General features: G+C 61.8%; 12 protein-coding genes and 2 tRNA genes. 7 read left to right on the forward strand and 7 right to left on the reverse strand.

Going from position 1 to position 22,249, the window contains the following annotated elements; genetic code table 11:
• Positions 1-95: 95 nt before the first annotated feature.
• Positions 96-644, forward strand: coding sequence for a phosphonate degradation HD-domain oxygenase (locus tag AKL25_RS08135; protein ID WP_050477144.1), 549 nt, complete (start codon positions 96-98; stop codon positions 642-644).
• A gap of 33 nt (positions 645-677) precedes the next feature.
• Positions 678-1,487, forward strand: coding sequence for an inositol monophosphatase family protein (locus tag AKL25_RS08140; RefSeq protein WP_050477145.1), 810 nt, complete (start codon positions 678-680; stop codon positions 1,485-1,487).
• Here the strand turns inward: AKL25_RS08140 and AKL25_RS08145 are convergent.
• From AKL25_RS08145 to AKL25_RS08155, 3 genes are all read right to left on the reverse strand, one after another.
• On the reverse strand, positions 1,477-3,498 hold the full coding sequence (locus AKL25_RS08145) for a sensor histidine kinase (RefSeq protein WP_167541866.1): 2,022 nt from the start codon (positions 3,496-3,498) through the stop codon (positions 1,477-1,479). The genes AKL25_RS08140 and AKL25_RS08145 overlap by 11 nt on opposite strands.
• A gap of 118 nt (positions 3,499-3,616) precedes the next feature.
• Positions 3,617-8,134 carry an OmpA family protein gene (locus AKL25_RS08150; protein WP_050477147.1) on the reverse strand — a complete coding sequence of 1,506 codons (4,518 nt, stop codon included), beginning with the start codon at positions 8,132-8,134 and terminating at the stop codon, positions 3,617-3,619.
• Positions 8,135-8,184: 50 nt separating this feature from the next.
• Positions 8,185-15,864: a DUF7933 domain-containing protein gene (locus AKL25_RS08155; protein ID WP_083444619.1), complete on the reverse strand. Its 7,680-nt coding sequence runs from the start codon at positions 15,862-15,864 to the stop codon at positions 8,185-8,187.
• Positions 15,865-16,153: 289 nt separating this feature from the next.
• On the opposite strand from AKL25_RS08155, the gene AKL25_RS08160 reads away from it, so the two are divergent.
• The 3 genes from AKL25_RS08160 (at position 16,154) to AKL25_RS08170 (ending at position 19,355) form a co-directional block, all read left to right on the forward strand.
• On the forward strand, positions 16,154-16,816 hold the full coding sequence (locus AKL25_RS08160) for a response regulator transcription factor (protein ID WP_050477148.1): 663 nt from the start codon (positions 16,154-16,156) through the stop codon (positions 16,814-16,816).
• A 189-nt stretch (positions 16,817-17,005) separates the two neighbouring features.
• A complete protein-coding gene (locus tag AKL25_RS08165) occupies positions 17,006-17,416 on the forward strand; it encodes a hypothetical protein (protein ID WP_050477149.1) in 411 nt (136 codons plus the stop codon).
• Positions 17,417-17,780: 364 nt separating this feature from the next.
• Entirely contained in the window at positions 17,781-19,355 is a 1,575-nt protein-coding gene (locus tag AKL25_RS08170; RefSeq protein ID WP_050477150.1) for a methyl-accepting chemotaxis protein, read from the forward strand.
• A gap of 22 nt (positions 19,356-19,377) precedes the next feature.
• Here the strand turns inward: AKL25_RS08170 and AKL25_RS08175 are convergent, their stop codons facing one another.
• The 4 genes from AKL25_RS08175 to AKL25_RS08190 all read right to left on the reverse strand — a co-directional run bounded on the left by AKL25_RS08175 (position 19,378) and on the right by AKL25_RS08190 (position 20,596).
• Positions 19,378-19,608 carry a hypothetical protein gene (locus AKL25_RS08175; protein WP_050477151.1) on the reverse strand — a complete coding sequence of 77 codons (231 nt, stop codon included), beginning with the start codon at positions 19,606-19,608 and terminating at the stop codon, positions 19,378-19,380.
• 83 nt (positions 19,609-19,691) lie between these two features.
• A tRNA-Arg gene (locus AKL25_RS08180) sits at positions 19,692-19,768 on the reverse strand.
• A gap of 70 nt (positions 19,769-19,838) precedes the next feature.
• Positions 19,839-20,267 carry a CopD family protein gene (locus AKL25_RS08185; RefSeq protein ID WP_050477152.1) on the reverse strand — a complete coding sequence of 143 codons (429 nt, stop codon included), beginning with the start codon at positions 20,265-20,267 and terminating at the stop codon, positions 19,839-19,841.
• Positions 20,268-20,519: 252 nt separating this feature from the next.
• A tRNA-Arg gene (locus AKL25_RS08190) sits at positions 20,520-20,596 on the reverse strand.
• 175 nt (positions 20,597-20,771) lie between these two features.
• On the opposite strand from AKL25_RS08190, the gene AKL25_RS08195 reads away from it, so the two are divergent.
• Together AKL25_RS08195 and AKL25_RS08200 are read left to right on the forward strand one after the other, a co-directional pair.
• Positions 20,772-21,482 (forward strand): sensor histidine kinase, encoded by a 711-nt coding sequence (locus tag AKL25_RS08195; protein ID WP_050477153.1) that lies wholly within the window; start codon positions 20,772-20,774, stop codon positions 21,480-21,482.
• Positions 21,483-21,517: 35 nt separating this feature from the next.
• The gene (locus AKL25_RS08200; protein ID WP_050477154.1) at positions 21,518-22,171 is read left to right on the forward strand and encodes a response regulator; all 654 of its coding nucleotides are present in this window, start codon (positions 21,518-21,520) and stop codon (positions 22,169-22,171) included.
• Positions 22,172-22,249 lie beyond the last annotated feature (78 nt).

Raw genomic sequence — 22,249 nt, forward strand, 5'->3', positions numbered from 1 at the left:
CTGATACGATGACGTCTACCCTTTCGTAGGCGCTCGTCCGCACAACATTGTTCACATGAACCTGTGTTTATGAAGTTGTTAATGAGGTTATTTCCATGGCACTGAATCTGCAAGACATCGACCGCCTGTTCCGTCAACACGGCGACACCCAATACACCGGCGAACCGGTCACGCAATCGGAACACGCGCTGCAGACCGCGACACTGGCCGAACAGGAAGACGCGCCGCCCAGCCTGATCGTCGCCAGCTTCTTGCACGACCTCGGCCACATGCTGGAAGACAACGGCGACACGCCGACCATGGCCGGTATCGACGATCTGCATCAGTACCGCATCCTGCCCTTCCTGCGCGATCTGTTCGACGAAGACGTGCTGGCGCCGATCCGTTTGCACGTCGACGCCAAGCGCTATCTCTGCGCTGTTGACCCGGCGTATTTTTCCGCGCTGTCGGCCGACTCGGTGCGCAGCCTGAAACTGCAAGGCGGCATCTTCGATGAAAAGCAGGCGGAGGATTTCATCGCCATGCCTTACGCCGCCGATGCGGTGCGACTGCGACGCTGGGACGATCTGGCGAAGAAAGCCGACTACCTCACGCCGGACTATGCGCATTTTTCGCGCTACGTAGCGCAGTGTGCGCGCGCATGATGCGGCCCCGATAAATTCTTGCCACCCAACCCCATGTCTTTTTTGCCGCCCGCCCCGCTGTTCACCCTGCCCGCCGACACAGCGCAACTGCAAGAATTCCACGCTTTCATCAGTGAGCTGAGCAAGATCAGCGGCGCCATCATTCGCGGCCACTATCTCAGCGGAACGGCTGTCGAATCGAAACCGGATCAATCGCCGGTCACCGCCGCCGACCGCGACACCGAACAGGCGCTGCGTGCCGCGATCATGGCGCGCTATCCGCAGCACGGCATCATCGGCGAAGAATTCGGCCCGTATCAGCAAGACGCCGAACACTGCTGGACCCTCGATCCCATCGACGGCACCAAGGCCTTCGTCACCAACTGCTATATCTTCGGCACGCTGATTTCACTGATGCGCCATGGACGCCCGATCATCGGCGCGCTACACAGCCCGCTGATGGAGCATCTGCTGGTCGGCACCGCCGCCGGCACCACGCTCAACGGCAAGCCGGTCAGCATGCGCAGCTGCAGCGCCGTCGGCGACGCCATGCTGCTGGCCACCGATCACTGGGACATCTTCAAATATCACAATGGCCCCGCCTTCGAAGCCTTGTCGCGGCAAGCGCGCCTGTATCGCGGCTGGGGCGATTGCCACGGCTACTTTCAGCTGGCCACCGGCGGCGCCGACATCATGCTCGATCCGGTGCTGAAGATCTGGGACATCATGTCCTTCATTCCCATCATCGAAGGCGCCGGCGGACGCATCACCGACTGGCAAGGCAACACGCCGATCGGCGCGGCGTCGATTGTGGCGACGGCCGGCGCCATTCACGACGACGTGCTGCGCGCGCTTAACCCCTGAGACCGTCCATAGGACGCGGCAGCCAGATGCGGAAAGTCGATCCGGGATCGTCCGTGTCGAGCAGCGTCAAGGTGCCTTTGTGCATTTCGATCAATCGCTTGGCCAGCGCCAGTCCCAAGCCCGTTCCTGACTGACCGGACACGGCGCGGCCGCGATAGTAGCGTTCGAAGATCAGGGCGCGCTCTTCCGGCGGAATGCCGGGCCCGTTATCGGCGAAGTCAATCGTCCAGCCATCCTCCGCCGTCAATGCCGTAACGCGTATCTCCGCTTCCGGTTGGGTGTACTTCACGGCATTATCGGCGAGCGTGCGCAAGGACAGGCGCAGCAAATCACGATCACCCCAGATGAATTCGGGAACACTCTCCTGGTTCAGTACGAACACGTGCCCGTCTGCCAGGGGCTGGGCGGCGACAATGGCATCTTCCAGCAGCGGCAGAAGCAAAGTCTCTTCGGCCCGCACGCCATACGAAAAAATATCCAGCCGGTTGCTGCTCAGGTAATTATCGAACAGCGAGGAAAGACGATCGGTCGCCTGGCGGATTTTCTCCAGCCGCGCCTGCGTCTTCACCGACGCGTTGCCGTTGAGCGCCTCGCGCGACAGGTTCTGCGTGGTTGCATCGATCACAGCCAGCGGCGTGCGCAGCTCATGCGATACCGTCGCAATGAACTGACGCTGCTCCTCGTAAGCTGCACGCTCATGCGACAGCGCCGTCTCGACGGTCTTCATGGCCTGCAGCAAATCGTCGGTGCGCGCGGCGACTTCGCGTTCCAGCTCCTGCTCGGCGCGCTGCGACATGGCGAGCAACTGTTTCTGCGCCTGATCCTTGGCTGTACGCAAGGCGTAATAACGCCGACTGATCGCGTAGTAGACGATCAGGAAAAACACCATGGAACTGATGAAAACCGAATACTCCGTCAATCCGCTGCGCTCCACATAACCCAGCACTTGCAGAAAGCGCACGAACAATCCGGCAAACAACAGCACGCCCGTAATGAAGAAGGCATAGCGAATCTCGCTGGTGCTCTTGAGCGCCGGCTTGAGCAGCACGCCAAAAGTCAGCGGCGCCACCAGGAAGGTCACCACCACCAGCATGTTGGCCATCGCCGCCGCGTTATGTCCCATCAGAATCGCAATCGCCAGCACAAGCGCATACAGGCGGACGGCGCCGACATAGCGCCGCGACAGCCTGGGATAAAGCTGCGGCATGCCGAGAAAACGGAACAGGAAATCGATGCAGGCCGGCATGCTGAACGCAAACGCCAGCCCCAGCATCGGCTCTGCCCACTCGGGATGATTGGGGAAGATGTACTGATACAGCAAGCCGGTCTCGCCCAGCGTCAGCAGAATACTGCTGAACACATAGATGCCGAACGCACGGTAGACCCCGTCGCGCACCGCCAGCTCAAACCACAGGCTGGCCAGCATCAGCATGCCGTAGACACCGAGGAACAGGCCCAGCATCATCTGCTCGCGCCCCACTGCGGCGACGAATTCGGACGGCAGCCACAGGGTCAGGCGCGCGGCCACCGTGTTGTGAGTCCGTATCTTGAGATAGAAAGTCTGCGCGCCTGTGATCGGCACGCTCAGACGGAACACCGGATTCTTGTACGCCACTTCGCGCTGTGCAAATGGCACCATCATGCCCGCTTCGCGAAGACTGTAGCTGCCGTCGGGGTTGGGCATGTACAGCGTGAGATGCTCCAGCGTCGCCGGTTGCACTTCCAGCAACCAGGTCGCCTGACGGCGCGGTGCGCGGCGCGCATCGAAACGCAGCCAGACATCGGCCTTGAGCAAGCCCTCGTTGAGTTCGCCTTTCAAGGGGACGAAACGCTCGCTGCCGGCGCGCGACGAGACCTCTTCGAAACGCATCGACTTGCTGGCGTCGATCAGAATATCCAAATGCCCGGCCAGCTCTTCGCGGCTATGGTCGAGCACCACCGGCGCCGCTGCCCACGACGGCAGCCACGTCAACAACGATGCCAGCAGAACAAGCAGACGTCCAGATTTCACAGCCGGTACCAGACAAGAAGAGAGAATCGCCACGGGACGGGAATTGCCGCCCGTCCGCAAGACACATGACACATGGCGCGGACCAGGCCGCATCATAGCAAGTCCGGCGGGTTCACGTTCAGAACGTCGCCAACGCATTCACGAACCAGCCCTTGCTACGGTAAGACATGTCGGTCAGGTCGTCTGAGAAGTTGGTGAAGTTGTAACCCACGCCGATCTTCACATGATCGGCAACATGGCGATAGACACCCACCAGATAGCCGGAACGCGCATCCCCGGCCTCTTTCACGCGCAAGCGGCGTGCTTCGAGCAGGGCATCCCACTCCTTCACCAGATGCAGGTCGGCACGCAGCACCCACAGATCGGCGCGGCTGGAGAACCAGTCGCCCTCGGTCTTGGAAGCGCGCAATTGCCCCAGCCGCATGCCGTACTTGACGCCCACCGACAGCCATTTGACCAGGTCGTAAGTGGTGTCGACATTGAGCACATGGCTCTTTTGCGAATAGTCCAGCGCGCCGCCGGAGACGCTGTCGACCTGGCCCGGAGACGGCAGGTTGTAGAAGTAGGTGTACTTGAACAAGGTATTCCAGCGGTCGTTATCGACCGGACGGTAGGCTGCGCCCAGCACGGTTTCCGTGTAGTCGCCATCGTAGAACGCGCCCTGGCTATTGCTGCTGCGCGACAGGTTGAACTTGCCGAGCAGGCGCCATGCCGGCGTCCATTGATATTGCGCCGAGTTCTTCAGCAGCCAGGTGCGGCGACTATTGTCGCCTGCCGCGCCGGCGCAGTTGCCGTTGATGTCGGTAGTCAGGCAAGTGCCGGCCGCCGTGCCCAGCGTCGAGGTCTTGTCGTTGCGGAATTCGAGCGCGCTGGAATATTTCAGGCGGTCGTCCTTGTAAGCCGCACTCAGGCCGATGGCGTCGCGCTTGAGATCGCCCGACACCGGATCGGACAAAGTGCCGGTTTCGTATTTGGCGCCGAAGGTCCAGCGCTTTTCCGGCGAGAAGTCGACACCGAAAGCATGCGTCAGGCTCTTGGGTCCGGCGCCGCTGGACCAGCGTGTTTCGCCGAACATGCCGACCTGATCGCTGTAGCGGTAGTGCGTACCCGCCGCCAGCGTGCCCTGCCGTCCGGCGTAGTTGTTGTCGTTGCTCTCGGTCTCCATCGTATAAGTCAGATAGACCGTGCTGCGGTCGTCGACCTGATAGTCGCCCGACAACCGTCCGCCCACGCCGCCGCTGCCGGCCGAACCTTCGGCGCCCAGGCGCAGACGATTGGTGGCTTGCCAGCTGCCGCCGATGCCGGCGCGGTCATTCTCGCCGCGGTCGCCGGAACGCGCCACCGTTCCCTGTACGAATCCGTAGCTGTCCCAGGGCTTGTACTTCAAACCCGGCACGCGCGCCGCAGCCACGCCGGCGGCGGAAGTCGCATCGGCGGTCGCCCGTGTCTCCGTGGTGCCGATATTTCCCGAAGGCAGCAGGTTGGATGCGGGACCGGTTTGCACGCCGCCGGACAGCGGCAGCGTACCGTTGGCAGCGTTGTTGGTGTTGGCACCGACGTTACCATTGAGGTTGGCATTGCCATTGTTCGCGGCAGAGCTCGCCCGCACCGCAACCGGCGTCGCCACAAACACCGGCTGACTTGCCTGGGCGGCCAGCATCGCCGCCAACTTTTCCTGCTCGCCGTCTTCCAGCGGCCGGTAATCCACGCGCACGATCACATCGCTGCGCGTGCCGTTCTGGCTCAGCAGCGGACTTGCGTTGAAGATCACGCCGTTAGCGTTGGTGGTGGAACGCTGGTCGCGGCGTATGCCTGCAGAAATCCCCCACTCCGCGTCGATCTTGTGACGCACTGCGGCTTCCGCCGCATTCGCGCCCTGACTGGCGGCGTCGCGATTGTCGACCTTGGCGCTGAGCTCGGTCTTGTCCGTCACCGGCACCGTGCCGGAAAATCCCTGCTGCCTGGTCGCTTCGCCGCCCGGCGTCGCCAGCCCCGGGCCGGAGAATCCGGCGCCGCGCTGTTGCCAGTAGGCGGACAAGCGCCCTTGCATGTCACTGACATCGGCCAGATCGACCGCTGCATCGAGGCGCTCGGCGTTGGCGGTCTGACTGCTCATCAGACTCTGCGCAAAATCGTAGCCGCCGGTCTGCGACGTCAGCGCCGTGGTGCCGAGACCGCTGGAACGCGCCACTTCGGCTTTCAGCCAGGTGCCCGGTTTGTAACGCAGCGTGGCGTCGATGCCTTTGAGGTTCTGGTCGCGGCCGCTTTCTCCCTGGCGATACAAGCTGGTGCCCACGCGCAGGTTGTCGTTGAACCAGTGGCTGGCGCGCAGGCCGATTGCGCTGGAACTGACTTCGGTCAGGCCCGGCACGTATTCATAGGTCGCGATCAGATAGACCGGATTGCCGTTGGCAGTCGCGGTCTGGACCAGTGTGCTGCCGTCGGACACCGAGGGCAGCGGCGCGCGCAAGGTCACCCGTCCCTGCAGGTAATCGATTTCATAGTCCTGCGCCGGCGTCAGCGGCGTGCGCTGGATCGCCAGGCCGGAATCCTTGTCGCGCACTTCGATCCACAAGCGCTCGGAACCTTCGGTCGCATCCAGGTGATGCAGGTAGTACAGCGAGCCGCCGGTGCCACGGAATTCTTCGCGCGACTGCAAGGTTCCGGGATCGGCGACGAAGGCGTTGACGGTGGTGCGCTTCTCGCCGTAGGTGGTGGTTTCCTTGTCGTTCCACAACACGTTGGCGCCGTAGAGGCCGCGGCTGTATTGCGTCAGTTCGGTGCCGGTCCATGCGGTCTGGAAGTTGCCCCACATGGCGTAGGAGCTGTCCTTCTCGATCTTGACGAAAAACTTGCCCTGGGTCGGCGCATCGTCGACGATGGTGCTGTCGTCGCCATAGACGGGGTAATAACGATCAGGATCAATGCGGCGCAGCAGGTAGTTCGGATCCTTGGTCTGGAAATTGCTGAACAGGTCGCGCAAAGGCTGTTCGCGCGTATCGGCGCTGGCAGTGAGCAAATAGTCGCCCTTGACCTTGCCTTTGAGATAAAACGCGCCGCGGCCGTCGACCCAGGTCTCATTGTTGTAATGCGACGTATCGGTGGTCACCAGTTGCGCCGGCCCCGTGGTGCGATCCCGTCCCATGGTGATGTCCGCGACGGCGAAATAGAACCAGTCCTTGTCCGCAATCGACAGCTTGCGGCGGAAGCTTGCGCCCTCTCCAGCCGCGTTCTTCACGGCCACCTCGACCTGATGCGGTCCCGGCGGCAGAATCTGGCGCAGCACGAACTTGCCCTTGTCGTCGACCGGCACATGCATACCCATGGCCGTCACGGTTTCATCCGGCTTGATCTTGTCGCCGCTGATGGTGACGGCGCCGCCGCGCGCTTCGATGTTTTTCAGATGCAGGCTGGATTCGCCCCAGCCGGATAGCTTCTCGCGCACAAGATGCTGTGCGTCGAACAGCGGATCGGCGCGGTCCAGCAAGTGCAAAGGCTTGAGCAGCGTCTCGTCGAAGCGGTCGCCGGCGTCGTACACGCGCACCAGATACATGAGATCGGACGGTGCATTGTCAGGCGCCGTCCACTCGACCGGATCTCCCACGTTGAACGGCACCACGGCCAGCGGCGCCTCCTGCGCATTTTGTCCCTTGACGAACACGCGCAACTCCGCCCGCCGCAGCCACCACGCATAATTGGTGTAGCTGCCGAAATAGATCTCGCGGCCGCGCACGGCGGTGCCGGAGACAGCCCACACGTTCAGGGCCGGCGACACGTTGAGCGGATCGAACTTGATCTGGATGTCGGCTTTTTCCAGCGCGACGTCGACGCAGCGTTGACGATCGGCTTCCTGCATGCCGGCGTTCAGGTCCATCGGCTGACCGTCGACCGTGATCGAAAACGGCAAGCCGCCTGCGGCAGGTACGATTGCACAGGGGTTGTGTTTAACCAGTTCTTCGTGCATCTCCGCCGGCACAACTGCGGCTTCTTCGGTGTACCAGACGCGGATCTCCACGCGTCGATTCTTCGCCATGCCGGCGGCATCCGCATTGCTGGCAACCGGTTCCGACTCGCCCTTGCCGCTCGCCGTGAAGGCCTCGGCGGGAATCAGCAAACCTTGCTTCAGGTAAGCAGCCACTGCCAGTGCGCGCGCTTCCGACAAGGCCTGGTTGTCGCGATAGACCGGACGCAGCGCCGGTGCGATGCGCTGGCTGTCGGTATGGCCGACGATGGCGATGCGAATGTCGCGCTTGTCTTGCAGGCTTTGGATCAGGCTTCCCAATACTTCCTTCGAACGCGCCAGCAAGGCTGCCTTGCCCGATTCGAAATAGCTGAACTCAACCGCGTCTTCAATCACGATGCTGCGCTGCGCTTCGCCTTCCGGCACGGCATTGCCGAGCATCCGCTTGCGTTCGGCAACGCTGAGTGCGGACGGTTGCAGCTTGTCGAAGCCGCCGGATTGCTTTTCGCTGTTGGGCGACACGGCGGCGGCCAGCGTGCGGCTGCGGTCGACCATCTTGCCGCGGATATCGATCGCCTCGTCGCGCATACCAGCGACTTCCTGCGCCCGGATCGGCAGATAGACCATACCCAGCGCGCTCAACAGAATGGCCAGGCGCTTTGCCTTCAAATTCATGCGCAGTCCGGTGCGATGACCAGAATGACGATCGGAGTAAGGTCGGGTTTTCATTGCTCACCCTCGGTTTCGATATTGAGGGTGTATTCGCCTTTCAAGCTTTCCCATCGTTTGCGCAGTTGCTGACGAATCGCTTCGGTTCTTTTTCTGATCAGTGCGGCATCGTCGCTGCCCGGCTGATAGGCAAGCCGCACCACCGAAGGCTTGAGCTTGAGTTGCGCGGGCAAGGCGTCGAACTGTTTCTGCCACTGGGGACGCAGCGTCGTCTCGCCGGAAACGAAGGCATCGTCGCTGAGTTCCAGGCGGATCACGCGATGAATGGTTGCGCCGAAATTCAGGCGCGTGACCTTGCCGCGCGTGATGCGGACGTCGCGCGGATTCTCGGTCGTGACGCGATAGCCGGTCGGCAGAGAACGTTCATCAAGCTTCATGACGAAGTTGGAACCGCGGTCTTCATTCGGGATGTCCGGACATGGCACGTGAAAGCGCCCTTCCGAATCGGTCGTCACCAGCAAGCCGCGCGGCGTCACCACGCGCACGGCGGGAATGCCCGGCTCGCCCTGGTCCTGATAGCCGTTGGCGTTGCGGTCGTCGAACACCTTGCCGATGATGTCCGGGCAATCGAAGGTCGGATCCGGCACGATGCGCACAGTCGCCGTCGCCAGCTGCGACAGCATCAGGTTGCCCGGATTGCTGAGCGCCCAGGCCTGATTGGTGTAGGAACCTTCGCCGACGCCGGAACCGACGGTCAGGATCAGGCGATAGGTCTTCTTTTCCTTGGGCGCGAAGTTTTGCCTGGGCCAGGTCAGCAGACGGCCATTGACGACGGGTTCCGCCGCAGCGCCGTTCAGCGTCGCGCTGCCCAGGCGGTATTTGAAGCCGGGCGGAATCTGATCGCGGATGTCGACACTGGCGATTGCTCCCGACAGCATATTGGTTGCCGTCACGGTGTAAGGCACCAGATCGCCGCGTGCAACGTTGACCAGCGGCGTGGTCTTGGTCACCAGTATCGTGCTGGTGTTGCCCGGATCAAGCGGAATATGGTTGTTGAGAATCGGCGCCGATACGCCGTTGGTGATATTGAAGCTGAAGTAGTACTGCGTGGTCGCAGCACCGCCCGCCACGATGCCGACGCAGGCCGCCGGATTGGCGGTCGGCACCGACACGCCGGGTGCGGTGCCGCTGGCCTGCACGGCGGCAGGATTCGGAATCGCACCCACCACCGCAGTGCCGGTACAGGCCGGCATCGACGTCGACGGCGCAGCCAGATAGCCCGGCGGCGACGTCACCGTGAGCGTATAGACGCCGCTCGGATACGCGTTTTGCAGCAGGAACTGATAAAAGCCATCGCTTCCCACGGTCTGCGTTTGCAACGCCGTACCGCCGACCAACTGTACGCTCGGGTCAAAACCCGCCGGTCCGGTAATGCGGATGACGGCGCCCGCAACCGGCACGCGCGTCACCGAATCGTAAATCACGCCGGACGGATCCAGCGGCAGGTTTTGCTCGATCACCTGGTCTACCGCGGCGATGGTGATATTGCTGATCACCCCGCCGGTGGCCGGGATGATGCCGCGGTTGCCGCCGGAGGTCGGCACGGCCGGGAGATGGTTGCCGTCTTTGTTAAACGTGATCGTGAAATTGGCGCCGGTCGGCAAACCGCTGGTTTCGTAACCCGGACAATGCAAATTATCGAACTGATAAAAACCGTTGGCGTCGGTGGTCACGGTGCAGATCGGCACACCGCCCTGCGACAACTGCACCGTCCAGCCGAACTGTCCCGTCGCACTGCCGTCGATAGGACGATTGCGCGAATGATCGCGGTCCAGATAGACGTAGCCGTTGACGATGGGCTGCATCACCGTCGCGGCGCTCAGTTCGCCGAAGTTATAGTTCGGCAATACGTCGCCGGCAATCACGACCACGTTGCGGATGACGTCGACGTTGCTCGACAAAACCGGCTTGCCCGATGACGCGACGCCAGGATTGCCGCTCGCGATCGTCGTACGGCCGTCCTTGTACAGCGACGGTTGGGTTTCGGTAATGACATAACCGGCCGCGTTGCTCGGCTGCAGATTGGCAAAGCTGTAGCTGCCGTCAGCGGCCGTCGTCGCGGCGACATTGACTGTGGCGCCATTGCTGTCGGTACCGCTCAGCACCACCGACACGCCGGCGATGCCTGCCTCGCCTGCATCGACGACGCCGTTGTTGTTGGCATCGATATAGACCTTGCCGGAGACGACGCCGATCAGGATGGGAATTTCAGCGAAGTCGTTGTCCACCGAAATCGTATTGGCGCCGGTCAGATTGATCGCTGAAATGATCGAGGGCACGACACCCGTTGCGGTCGCCGTGCCGCCCGTCGAACCGGCTGTCGTGATGCCGTTGGTGGTGCGGGCCGGTTGCGTCGGCTCGGTGACGACATACGTGCCTTCGGCCAGGCCGGTGAAGGTGTAGCGGCCATCCACGCCGGTGACGACGCTGCGCGGTGCAATCGCCACGCCGTTGATGTCGGTCCCGATCAGGGTCAGCGTGACGTTGGCGAGACCGCTATCGGTGCCGTTGAACAAGCCGTCGTTGTTGGCGTCGCCGAACACGCGTCCGGATACCTGGCGCCCGCTCGGGACTTCCGCGAAGTTATTGCCGGTGCTGCCGGTTGCCGGCGGCAACACGATATTGGCAATCACGCTCGGCGTCACCGTCACTGCGGTCGACGTGCCGGCTGTGCCGCTGTTGGCGACCGCACCGGCAATGGTGCGTCCGTTGACGGTGCCGACCGGCTGCGTCGGCTCGCGCACTGAATACGTTCCCGGAGCCAGGTTGGTGAAGCTGTAGGCGCCGGTGGCATCGGTGGTAGTGGTCGCCACCACCGCGTTGAGATTGTTGAGCAGTTCAATAGTGACGCCGGCGATGGCGGTATCCGCGAGATCCTGCACGCCGTTGTTGTCCTGATCCAGAAACACCTTGCCGCTGATTGATGACAAGACGACTTCAGCGAAGTTGTTGCCGTTCGACGATGTGACCTTGCCGGTGCCGTCCTTGAGCAGAACGATGTTGGCGATCCGGCTTGGTGTCGTGGCAATGCCGGTGGCGATGCCCGGCGTGCCGAACGCGGCGTTGGTCAGCGTGCCGGTGGTCGTGATGCCGTTGGTGGTGCCGGCCGGTTGCGCGGTTTCCGTCACGGTATAACTGCCGGCGGCAAGCCCGCTGAACACATAGTTGCCCAGCGCATCGGTAGTTGTCGTGACCGGCGTGATGGCGGCATCGTCGCCGCCTCCCGCCACGCCGTTGGCGCCGTAGCTGGTGCCGGTAAGCGTGATCGATACCGACGGTAACGCGGTATCGGTGCCGAGTTCGAAGCTGCCGTTGGGAACGACGTTGTTGTCCTTGAACACCTTGCCTGTAATCGAGCCCAGCGGCGTGACGTCGAGGTTGGCCGACGCCGGTTGCACGTTGTTGCCGATGCTGGTGGTCAGTGCGCCGCTGGCGATGAAATTGTTGTACGAACCCAGCACGCTGCCGGTCACGTCGACATTGATCGTGCAACCGCCTGCCGGAATGCTGGCGCCGTTGGCGTAAGTCACCGTACCGCTGCCGGCTGCCGCAGTCACGCTGGCCATGGTGCAGGTGCCGCCGAGATTGTTGGGCGTCGCCACGACCAGGTTGCCGGGCGAGGTCGGCAGCGTATCGACCAGCGCCGAGCTCAGTGTGACGGCGGAGGCGTTGGTGTTGCCGAGGACGATGGTCAGCGTCGATTTGTCGTTGGCGGCAATCGCCACCGGGTTGAATTGCTTGTTGACCGTCGGCGGATCGAGCAGGCTCAGCGTGGCGCTGGCCGGCGCGGTGTTGGTCACGCCTTGTGCAGTCGTCATGGCGCCGGCGGGAATGGTGTTGACATAGACGCCGCTGATATTGCTGACGACATCGAATTTGAGCGTACACGCAGCGCCGCCGGTGGCCGGCAAGGTAGCGCCGGTCAGCGTCACCGATGTGGCGGAGACCGGCGCCGACACCAGCGCCGCGCCGCAGTTGGTCGCCGAGGCGTTGGGCGTTTGCGCGACCACGACATTGGCCGGCAGGACATCGGCCAGCACGGCGCCGGTCAACGCGACGTTGTTGCCGTTGCCAAGCGTGATCGTGACGGTGGACGGTATGCCCGGTCTGACCGACGCAGGTGAAAACGTTTTGGCGACGGTGACGGGCTGGCGTACTTCCAGCGTTGCCGAACTGGCCACCGGATTCGAGACCGGGCTGCCGCCGACGACGCCGGTGAAGTCGCCGACCTGGATCGTGTTGACGAAGCTGCCCGCCGCTGCCGCGACGACGTCGATTTCCACATCGCAGGTCGTCGACGTGCCGGTGGCCGCAGCCGCCAGCGTGCCGCCGCTGATGCTCAAGGTGGTCGCTGTCGGCGCGGTGACGACTGCGCCGGTACAGGTCGTGGATGGATTGGCGCTCGCCGGCACCGTGATGCCGGAGGGGAAGTTGTCGACTGCGCTCAGGTTGGTCAGTGCGATGGAGCCAGGATTGATGAAGGTCAGGCGCAGGCGCGTGCGGTCGCCCGGCTTGGTGACCGCCGGATTGAAGCTCTTGATGACGCCGATGTTGCCGCCGGCGGCAAGACTGGAAACCGTGGCAGTCGTGTTGCTGATGCCCTGGCTGGTCGTCACGGCGCCGATGGGAATCGTATCTTGCACCGTGCCGGACGTATTGAGCGTGACGTTGGCGGTGATGACGCATGAGCCGCTGGCCGGGATCGATGCGTTCGACAGATTCACCGTCGTGCCGCCGGCCACGCCGGTGACGATGCCGCCGGCGCAGGTGGTCGCCAGATTCGGCGCAGCCGCCAGCCGCATTCCGGTCAAAGCGCCGCCAGAGGTGCCGTCGACGGTGAAATAATTGGGCAGCGTGAGATTGCTTACCGCCAGCGTGCCGTTGTTGATGGTGACCGTCAGGACACTGGCAGCGCCCGGCGCAGGGAGATTGTTCGGCGTGATGTTGTTGGTGACGATGACCGAACCGCCGGTCGTATTGTTCAAGGTTGCCGTCACCGGCAACACGTTGCGCACACCGCCGGTGGCCGTCACATCGCCCACGGCGAGCGTGTTGGTCCAGTTGCCGCCGCCGGTCGCCACGATATCGAACAGGAAATCGCAAGCGCCATGCGCCTGCAGCACCACGCCGCTGATCGAAGCGGAGTTCGCACCCGCCGTCGCCGTAATGACCGGCGTCCCGCCGCAGGTGTTGTAGGCATTGGACGGCGTCGCCACCACCATGCCAGCAGGGAAAGTGTCGACCGCACTGACGTTGTTGAGCGTGCCGATGTCGACGTTGCTCAGGTTGATGCGCACCGTGGACTTGCCGCCGGAACGGATCGTGTTCGGTGAAAACACCTTGCTGCTGCTGAGCGCCGAGGTGTAGGTCAGACTGGCATTCACGGGTCCCGGGCTGCTGATGGCGGCAGACGTGCCGTCGGCGTAGCTTTGCGTGCCGCTCAGCGCGCCGGCCGGCAAGGTGTTGACGTAACTACCGGCCGGACCGATCACCTTGACCTGTACCTGGCAGGTGCCGAAAGCGCCGGTGCCGTTGGTGGCCCGCGCGGGAATGGTCGCGCCGCTCATCGTGATGCTGGTGCCGCCCGGCGTCGCCGTCAGGGTGGCGCCGGCGCAGGTGGTCGACGCGCTGGCAGGATTGGCGATCACCACTTGCTGCGCGCCGGTGCCGGGAAGATTGTCGGTGAAGCCGGCGTTGGTGATGGCCTGCGCGGTGATGTTGGTCAGCGTCAGCGTGAGCAGCGACACGGTGCCCTCGCCTGCCGTCGCCGGATTGAAATTCTTGGCGATGGTGATGCCGGAATTGGTGGTCGAGACAGCGGCGTTGGAAGCGCCAGTGTTTTTAATCGTGCCGGTGCCGACGCTATTGGCGGGAATCGTATTGTTGAGCGTCACGTTGATGCCGGAGCCCTTCGGCGCCATGGCCCAGAACGTGACGGTACAGACCGCAGCATCGGCGCCGGTGCCGGCAGGCACTGTCGTGATCGTAAATTGCGGATTGGTCTGCGACGCAGGCAAAGCAGGAATGTTGCTCGACAGGCCGACGCATCCGGCGCCCGACAAGGCCGGCGGCGCCGGCAAGGTCGGCAAGGCAAACACGCCCGCCGGCAAGGGGTCGCTCAGCACCACATTGCTCAGGCTTTGCGCCGAATAATTGCTGATGCGGACGGTGTACTGAATCGGATTGCCCGGCGCGACAATGGTCGGGCTGACATCCTTGTTGACTAGCAGTTGATCCACCACGGTCACACTGGCCGCGGTCTGCTGGCTGATGATGGTGTTGTCGGTGGCGGTGACGGCGCCCTCCGCGATGGTGTTGGTGAACGTCTGCGGTTGTCCCGGTGTTTGCAAGCTTCCGGTAAAGGGCACGCTGATCTGGCAGTTTCCGCCTGCGACCATGGTCCCGCCGCTCATGGTGAAACCGGTGGCGGTGCCGTTGACCACGATCGTGCCGCCGCAGGTGTTGGTGGGCGTACCGGTAATTTTCAGGCCGTAGCCGGCGTTGCCGATGCCGTCGATCAAGCTGTCCGGCAGGCTGGTCAGCGTGAGCGGCGAGAGACCGTCGTTGTCCAGCGTGATTTCCATCGTCGACGGCTGACCGGCGCTGACGGTGCCGAGGACGAAGCGCTTGAACACGCGCAGTACGGAATTGATGTTGAGGTTGGCGGTCGCGTCGCCGCCGGGGACGAGTCCACGCTTGTTGCCGAAATCGCTGTTGCGGTCGATACGGTTTTGCACCGTGTTGCTGTAGACGCCATTGGTGCTGGTGCCGACCACATCCACCGACAGCGTGCACGATCCGCCGGCGGCCACCGTGCCGCCCGATGCCGTCAGGGTGGTCGTCCCTGCCGCCGGTGCGAACGCCGGCGCGACGCCGGCGCCGGTACAGCTTGCCGCCGCATTCGGCGTGGCCGCGACTTCGAGGCCTGCCGGCAAGGCATCGCGCAAGGCATAGGCCGGCGTATCGCCGGCACCGTTGAGCGGCAGGTTGACGGTGCCGCTGCCGTTGGCGATGACCATGCTCAGCCGCACGGTCTTGCCGCGCACCACCGTCCCTGCGGAGAAGCTCTTGCTGATCGTCGGCAACGCCATATCGTTGACGGTGATCGATTGCTGGGCCGCGCTGATGTTATCGACAGCACCGGTGTTGTCGGCGCCGCTCACCGTATGGGCGGCGATGGTATTGACGAACGCGCTGTTGCGCACCAGCGAAGTCACTTCCACATCGATGTCGCACTCGCCGCTGTTGCCGCCCGACAGCGCCGCCGGCACCGTCCCGCCGGCAAAGCTGATTGTGTTGCCGCCCAAAGGCGCAGTCACCAGGCTTAACGGGAGCGTGCTTGTCACGCCGCTGCCATCGACACAGGTGATCGCCTTGACGCCGACGCCTGCAACTTTGATCTGCGACGGCATGGTATCGGTGAAACTGACGCCTGTCACAGCCGCCAAAGGATTGCTATTGGTCAGCGTAATCCGGAATGCCGTCACGTCGCCCGGATTGATCGGGTTGGAATAGGTCGGCGTGATGTTCATCGATACATCCAGCGCGGCCTGCGCCTGTCCCGCGGCAGTCAGCGAGACGCAGGCGAAAATAAGCGACGCTGCGGCGCAGAGGGGACGGTCGACAACAGACGCGACGAAACCGACGAATCGGCCGAAGAAGGACAAACGGCGCATGACAAACTTGATCTTTTATTATTGATTAAATAGACTGCAAACATCCCCCCGGTGAATCAGCTCACCGGTCCCTGGCAGCAGCCCGCAAGGTTTCCGCATTACCTGCAAACATTTCCGAACGCCGGGATTCTGATAGAAATTCCGCAGATTTTTCTGACAAGTTCCGACCGCTCCTGACAACTTCTGACAAATCCTGACGCGCCTTCACGTACTTTCTTGCACAGTGGTAATATCCATCCCCAAATAAAGAGAAAACGCCGGAGACATTTAGGAGCTCAGGGGTAGGGATATGGCGAGGGTATTGCTGCTGGAAGACGAGGCCGATCTGCGTGCGGAAGTGGCCGACTTTCTCCATAGCGAAGGACATCAGGTACTGGAAGCCGGCAACGTGGCGGAATTTTGCCCTCAGATCGACATGGCGGACATCGCCATCATCGATGTCGGCCTGCCCGACGGCGACGGCTTCGATGTCGCAGAAGTCCTGCGCAAATCCCACCCGCAAATCGGCACCATCATGCTGACTGCGCGCGGCAGCATCGACGACAAGATCAAGGGTTTAAAAAGAGGCGCCGATCAATATCTGATCAAGCCGGTACGCCTGAGCGAACTGTCGGCTTACGTCGCCGCCATCGGACGCCGCGTCGCGCGCACGACCTGGCAACTGAATCTGATCGAACGCTGCCTGCACGCCCCCGGCGGCCACTCGGAAAACATGAGCGCCCTGGAGATGACGCTGCTGGAACTGCTGGCGCGCAATGCCGGCCAGGTGGTGCATCGCCCCGCTATCGCCAAGGCTTTCGGCACCAATTGGATCGATTACGACGAACGCCATCTCGATCAGTTGGTCAGCCGGCTGCGCCGCCGCTGGCAAAACCACACCGGCGAAAAACTCCCGCTGCGCACCGAACACGGCCAGGGCTACAGCTTTTGCGTCGACATCGAGGTGCTCTGACGACAACCGGCGCGTTGCACCGCCATCGCTTCCCCTCGCACGCTCCCGATATCCTCGCTCTCCCACACGCCATGGTCGCACTGTCCGACGCCATGTCGCGGCGGCTTCCGACTGCCGCGGCGATGAGATGGGAATAGGCTCTGAAGACGTCGCCCACTTCGGTGTCGACCCTACGTCCAGGAGCAGACAATGAAACAAAAATTGATCGCCATCATCGCAGTGGCCACATTCAGCACCGGCGCTTATGCGCAAACCACAAACCAATCGGGTAGCGGCGTGAACAGCGGCCTCAGCGGAAGCGGCAGCGCAAACGTCACAGGCAATGCAAACAGTACTGGCGCCACCAACGGCGCCATGAACCAGTCCGGCAGCAAGGGCAAGTCGAAATCGAATACCAGCGGCCAGCGTTCCAATCAAAGCACCGGCACAGGCGGCGCCAACGGCATGACTGCGCCGGGCGGTTCCAACAGCGGATCGGCGGGCGCGAATGCCGGGCTTGGCGGCAACGTCGGCGCAGGCGTGGGCGTGGGTGGCGCCGGTGTGGGCCTAGGCGTCGGCGGAAACGCGGGTGCAGGCGCTGGCGCTGGCGGAAGCCGCTGATAGCGCCTGTCGTCCCGCCTGATTCCCGTTCAGGCTCCTTACGCTCTGCAGCATCGGTGATGCAGATGCTGCAGAGATAATTGATAGCGCTTCCTGAATCTGCCTTGCCATAGAAAGGGCCTGTTTCCGAACAGGCCCTTTTGCATGAGGCTCTCAAAAAATGCGCTCCACGAACCGCTTCGCAATATTGGCAAAGTAGAAATTCTTTCGCCGGTTTTGATATTGGCCTTCAGTTTTTTTTCATTATTCCGGATCCCTCGCCGGTGCTAGCATCCCCTCCAGTCCAATAGCCGCGATCCCGGCGCGCCAAATGATTTGCCGCGCCGCGCAGGCACAAGAACGAAAAAACAGGAACGAGAGACGCATGAAAAACTGGAAAGTCGGGACACGCTTTGCCGCAGGCTTTGGCGTGGTGCTGGTATTGATGGTGGTTGTCGCTGCGATGGGGATCTGGCGCTTGCAATCGGTTGCCGACGCCACCAACGCCATGATGCAAATGCCGCTGGCCAAGGAGCGCCTGATCAGCGACTGGTATTCCAACATTGCCACCTCCATCACCCGCACGACGGCAATTGCACGCAGCACCGACCTGAGTCTGGCGACCTATTTCGAAGCGGCGGTCAACGATTCCGCCAAACGCGCCGGCGATTTGCAGGGCAAGGTGCAAGGTTTGCTGCGCACGCCTGAAGAACAAAAACTGTTCGCTGATATCGATGCCGGCCGCAAAGCCTATCAGGCTGCCGGCAGCAATATCCTGGCGCTGCGCGCGGAAGGAAAACTGTTTCAGGCGAAGAACGCCTTCGAGAAGGAGTACCTGCCCAGCGCGACACGCTATCAGGCATCCATCGACAAATTGCTGCGCCTGCAGCGGCAAGGCATCAATGACGTTGCCGTCGGCATCGATGCAACCTATCGCTCCAGCCGCCTGATCTTGCTGGCGCTGACCGGCGTTGCCCTGCTGTGCGGGTTGCTTGCCGCGATGCTGCTGACGCGCAGCCTGCTCCGGCAACTGGGCGGCGAACCGGCTCACGCCGTGCACGTAGCCGACCGCATTGCTGCGGGCGATCTCACTGAACATATTCCACTTCGCGCCAATGACGATTTCAGCCTGATGCATGCGATGAAAACCATGCAGGCCAATCTGGCGCGCTCGGTCGATCACATCAAGCAATCTGCCGAAACCATCGGCACGGCGTCGAAGGAAATTTCCGTCGGCAACCTCAACCTGTCGTCGCGCACGGAGCGTCAGGCCGGCTCCTTGCAGGAGACGGCCTCCGTCATGCAGCAACTCACTTCGGTCGTGAAAAAGAATGCCGAAAACGCGCAGCACGCCAATCAGTTGGCGACATCTGCTTCACAGGTCGCAATCGCCGGCGGCAACGCGGTGAATCAGATGGTCGGCACGATGGCGACCATCAATGAATCGTCGCGCAAGATCGTGGACATCATTTCGGTGATCAACGGCATCGCGTTCCAGACCAACATCCTGGCGCTCAATGCAGCAGTGGAAGCGGCGCGCGCCGGTGAGCAGGGCCGCGGTTTTGCGGTGGTCGCCACCGAGGTGCGCGCCCTCGCCCAACGCTCGGCAAGCGCGGCAAAGGAAATCAAGGGATTGATCGACGACTCGGTCGGCAAGATCGTGTCAGGCAGGACGCTGGTGGAAGAAGCCGGCGCCACTATCGGCCAGGTAGTAGAAAGCATCCAGACCCTGAGCCGGTTCGTCGCCGACATCAGCAACGCCAGCGCCGAGCAAAGCACCGGCATTGAACAGGTCAATCAGGCCATCATGCAGATGGACGACGTCACGCAGCACAATGCGGCGCTGGTGGAAGAAGCTACCGCCGCCGCGCAGTCGCTGCTGGACCAGGCGGGGTCGCTGGTGAAGGTGGTCAACACGTTCAAGCTTGCGTCATCGCGGGAAGTGATCCTGCTGGACTGATGCACGACGCTGGCGTCTCGACTCAGATCAGATTCTGATCGATCCAGTCTGCGGAAAAATCGAGGATGTAGGCAAGCGCATCGTCTTCATTGGCAAACTCGGTGGACGGCAATTCACGTACATAGCGGACTTCGCCGCTGCCGTCGTAGCCGGCCTTGATCGTGAAGCAGGCGGCGTATTGGCCGTTCTCCTGAAGCACAACTTGCGGAAAGATGGCATGCCCTTTGTAAGGCAGTTTGTGTTCTGAAGTCATGTGATTCTCCACTGTGGGCGCTGCACGTCAATTACGGCGGTGAAAAACAAAAGGGCCCGTCTTTCGACGGACCCTTCATGTTTTGGTGCGGCTGGCAGGAATCGAACCCACGACCCCTTGGTTCGTAGCCAAGTACTCTATCCAGCTGAGCTACAGCCGCGTAAGAGGCGAGATTATATAGGGATTTTCGATTGCTGCAAGTGTTTTTTCATCCGTCCCCCATCATGCCATTAAAACGGCTTGAGCACGACCATGCAGGCAATCACCGCAACACCGGCAATCGTCAGCAATCCCGAATGTTTCAGCAGCACGGACGCTTCCAGATCCGGCGTGTCGGCGAGACGCCGTATATAGCCCGACTGCATGCCGTGCAATGCCGACAACATCAGCACGACCACCAGTTTGACGACCAGCCATCCCGCTGCGTGCCATTGCCCGAAATACACCAGCGCCACACCGAGGATCCAGGCCAGGCCCATGGCCGGCGATGTCACGCGTTGATCCCACTGGCGGATGGCTTGCAGCAGACGCATTTCCACACGAGAGCGGTCAGGCGCGGAACGCTGCGTAATGTTCAACGCCAGCGCCATGATCAGCATGCCGCCGATCCAGGTCATGACGGATGCGATATGAAATGCCTTGATCCATGAATACATCATCTGGTTTGCCCCCTTCCGTTTGTGTAAGACAGACAAGCTTGTTGTCCCTGGCAATACGCCTGTCTCTGCGCAAAGCATTTTAAGTCACATCGGGACCTGCTTGAACCTGCTTACCCGCTCGCCGTGAGAACGCAAACGAACGCATCGCTGCGATTAAAAGAAGAGAATGAAAAGACCGGACGGTCGCGGAAAGGACACGAAAAGCGCGCGGAAAAGAAAAAAGGGCCCATCTTGCGATGGACCCTTTATATCTGGTGCGGCTGGCAGGAATCGAACCCACGACCCCTTGGTTCGTAGCCAAGTACTCTATCCAGCTGAGCTACAGCCGCGAAAAATGAAATTATAGCACCACTTTAGATCAAAAAGGAAGAGCTGCGCCCAAAAACTTCTGAAAACGGCCTCCGCAATGAACTTTTCGGCATTTAACGGGGCCTTGAAGCCCTGCTCCGGCGTATCTATCTTATGATTTCAGCTTGATTCATCGCCACCGTGGAATTTACCGATATGAGCGACAGTACCGTACCCGGGCGCCAGACCGATTCTACCGGGGAACGCATAAAAGAAACCGAACGCGAACGTATCGCCAGGGATTTGCACGACGAACTGGGCAGTCGCCTCACCGCCATCAAGATGGCCGTGGCGCAGTTGGGGCAGCAAGGGCAAGATGCAGCGGATGCCGCCTCGCGCGATGCCTCAGCACAAGAACAGCGGCAATTCGCCGATCAGCTCATCGACGACGCCATCGGCGCCATGCACGACATCATCGACGACCTGCGCCCCGCCGTGCTGGATCTTGGCCTGGCGGCTGCGCTCGAATGGCTGGCCCGGACATATTCCAGACAGACCGGCGTTCCCTATCGCATGCTTACCGACAATGACCTGCCCGAAACGCTGCTCGACTCGTTTCAACTGATCAGCCTGTATCGCATCGCCCGCGAAGCCCTGCACAATGCCAGCCGGCACGCGCAGGCCCGCAAGGTAGACATCAGCCTGACGCATACGCCCGGCCTGGTTGCCATGGAAATCACCGACGACGGCGTCGGTCTCGACAATGCCGCACATGCATCAACGCAGGCCGAATCCTCCGGCATCCGCGGCATGCAGCATCGTGCCGCCGCCATCGGCGCATCGCTGACACTGCTGCCTGGCGAGCAAGGGGGCCTGAAACTCCGCGTAACGCTTCCTGTCCTATCGGCCGCTAACCTTATAAAATAGCGCTCACATTCAGTCCGACGAGAGACGCTTCTTACATGACGAAAAAAAACAGTGCCGCCATTAAAGTCGCCATCGCCGACGATCACGCGATCGTGCGGGAAGGACTGAAACAGATCTGCAGCAGCACCAAGGACATCGTCGTCGTCGGCAGCGCCGAAAACGGTCTGGAAACCATCAAACTCTGCCGCCTTGGCAATTGCGACGTGCTGTTGCTCGACATCGTGCTGCCGGACCGGACCGGTATCGACGTGCTCAAGCAAATCAAGAAGGAAATGCCGAAGCTGCCCGTATTGATTCTCTCCATCCACCGCGAAGACCAGTATGCAATCCGCGCACTGAAAGCAGGTGCTGCCGGGTTTCTGAGCAAGCAGGCGGCGCCGTCCGATCTGATCAACGCCATCCGCCAGGCGGCTGCCGGCCGCAAATACATCAGTCCTTCGCTGGCCCAGGAACTTGCCAACCAGATCGGCTTCGACCACGAAACGCCGCTGCATGAAACCTTGTCGGACCGCGAATACCAGACCATGGTCATGATCGCCTCGGGCAAGACCGTGAGCGATATCGCCTCGGAATTATTGCTGTCCGTCAAAACCATCAGCATGTACCGCTCGCGCGTGCTGGCAAAGATGAAGCTGCGCCACAACGCCGAGCTGACGCACTATGCGTTGAAAAACAACTTAGTTGAATAAAACCGGATAAAGCCCCGCCCCGAGTACACCGCCTGACGGTAAAATGCGTTAAAGGAAGACGTCCGGCCCCAGCCTCAA

It is taken from the genome of Herbaspirillum rhizosphaerae (genome assembly GCF_001189965.1).
GTDB classification, from domain to species: Bacteria; Pseudomonadota; Gammaproteobacteria; order Burkholderiales; family Burkholderiaceae_D; genus Herbaspirillum; species Herbaspirillum rhizosphaerae.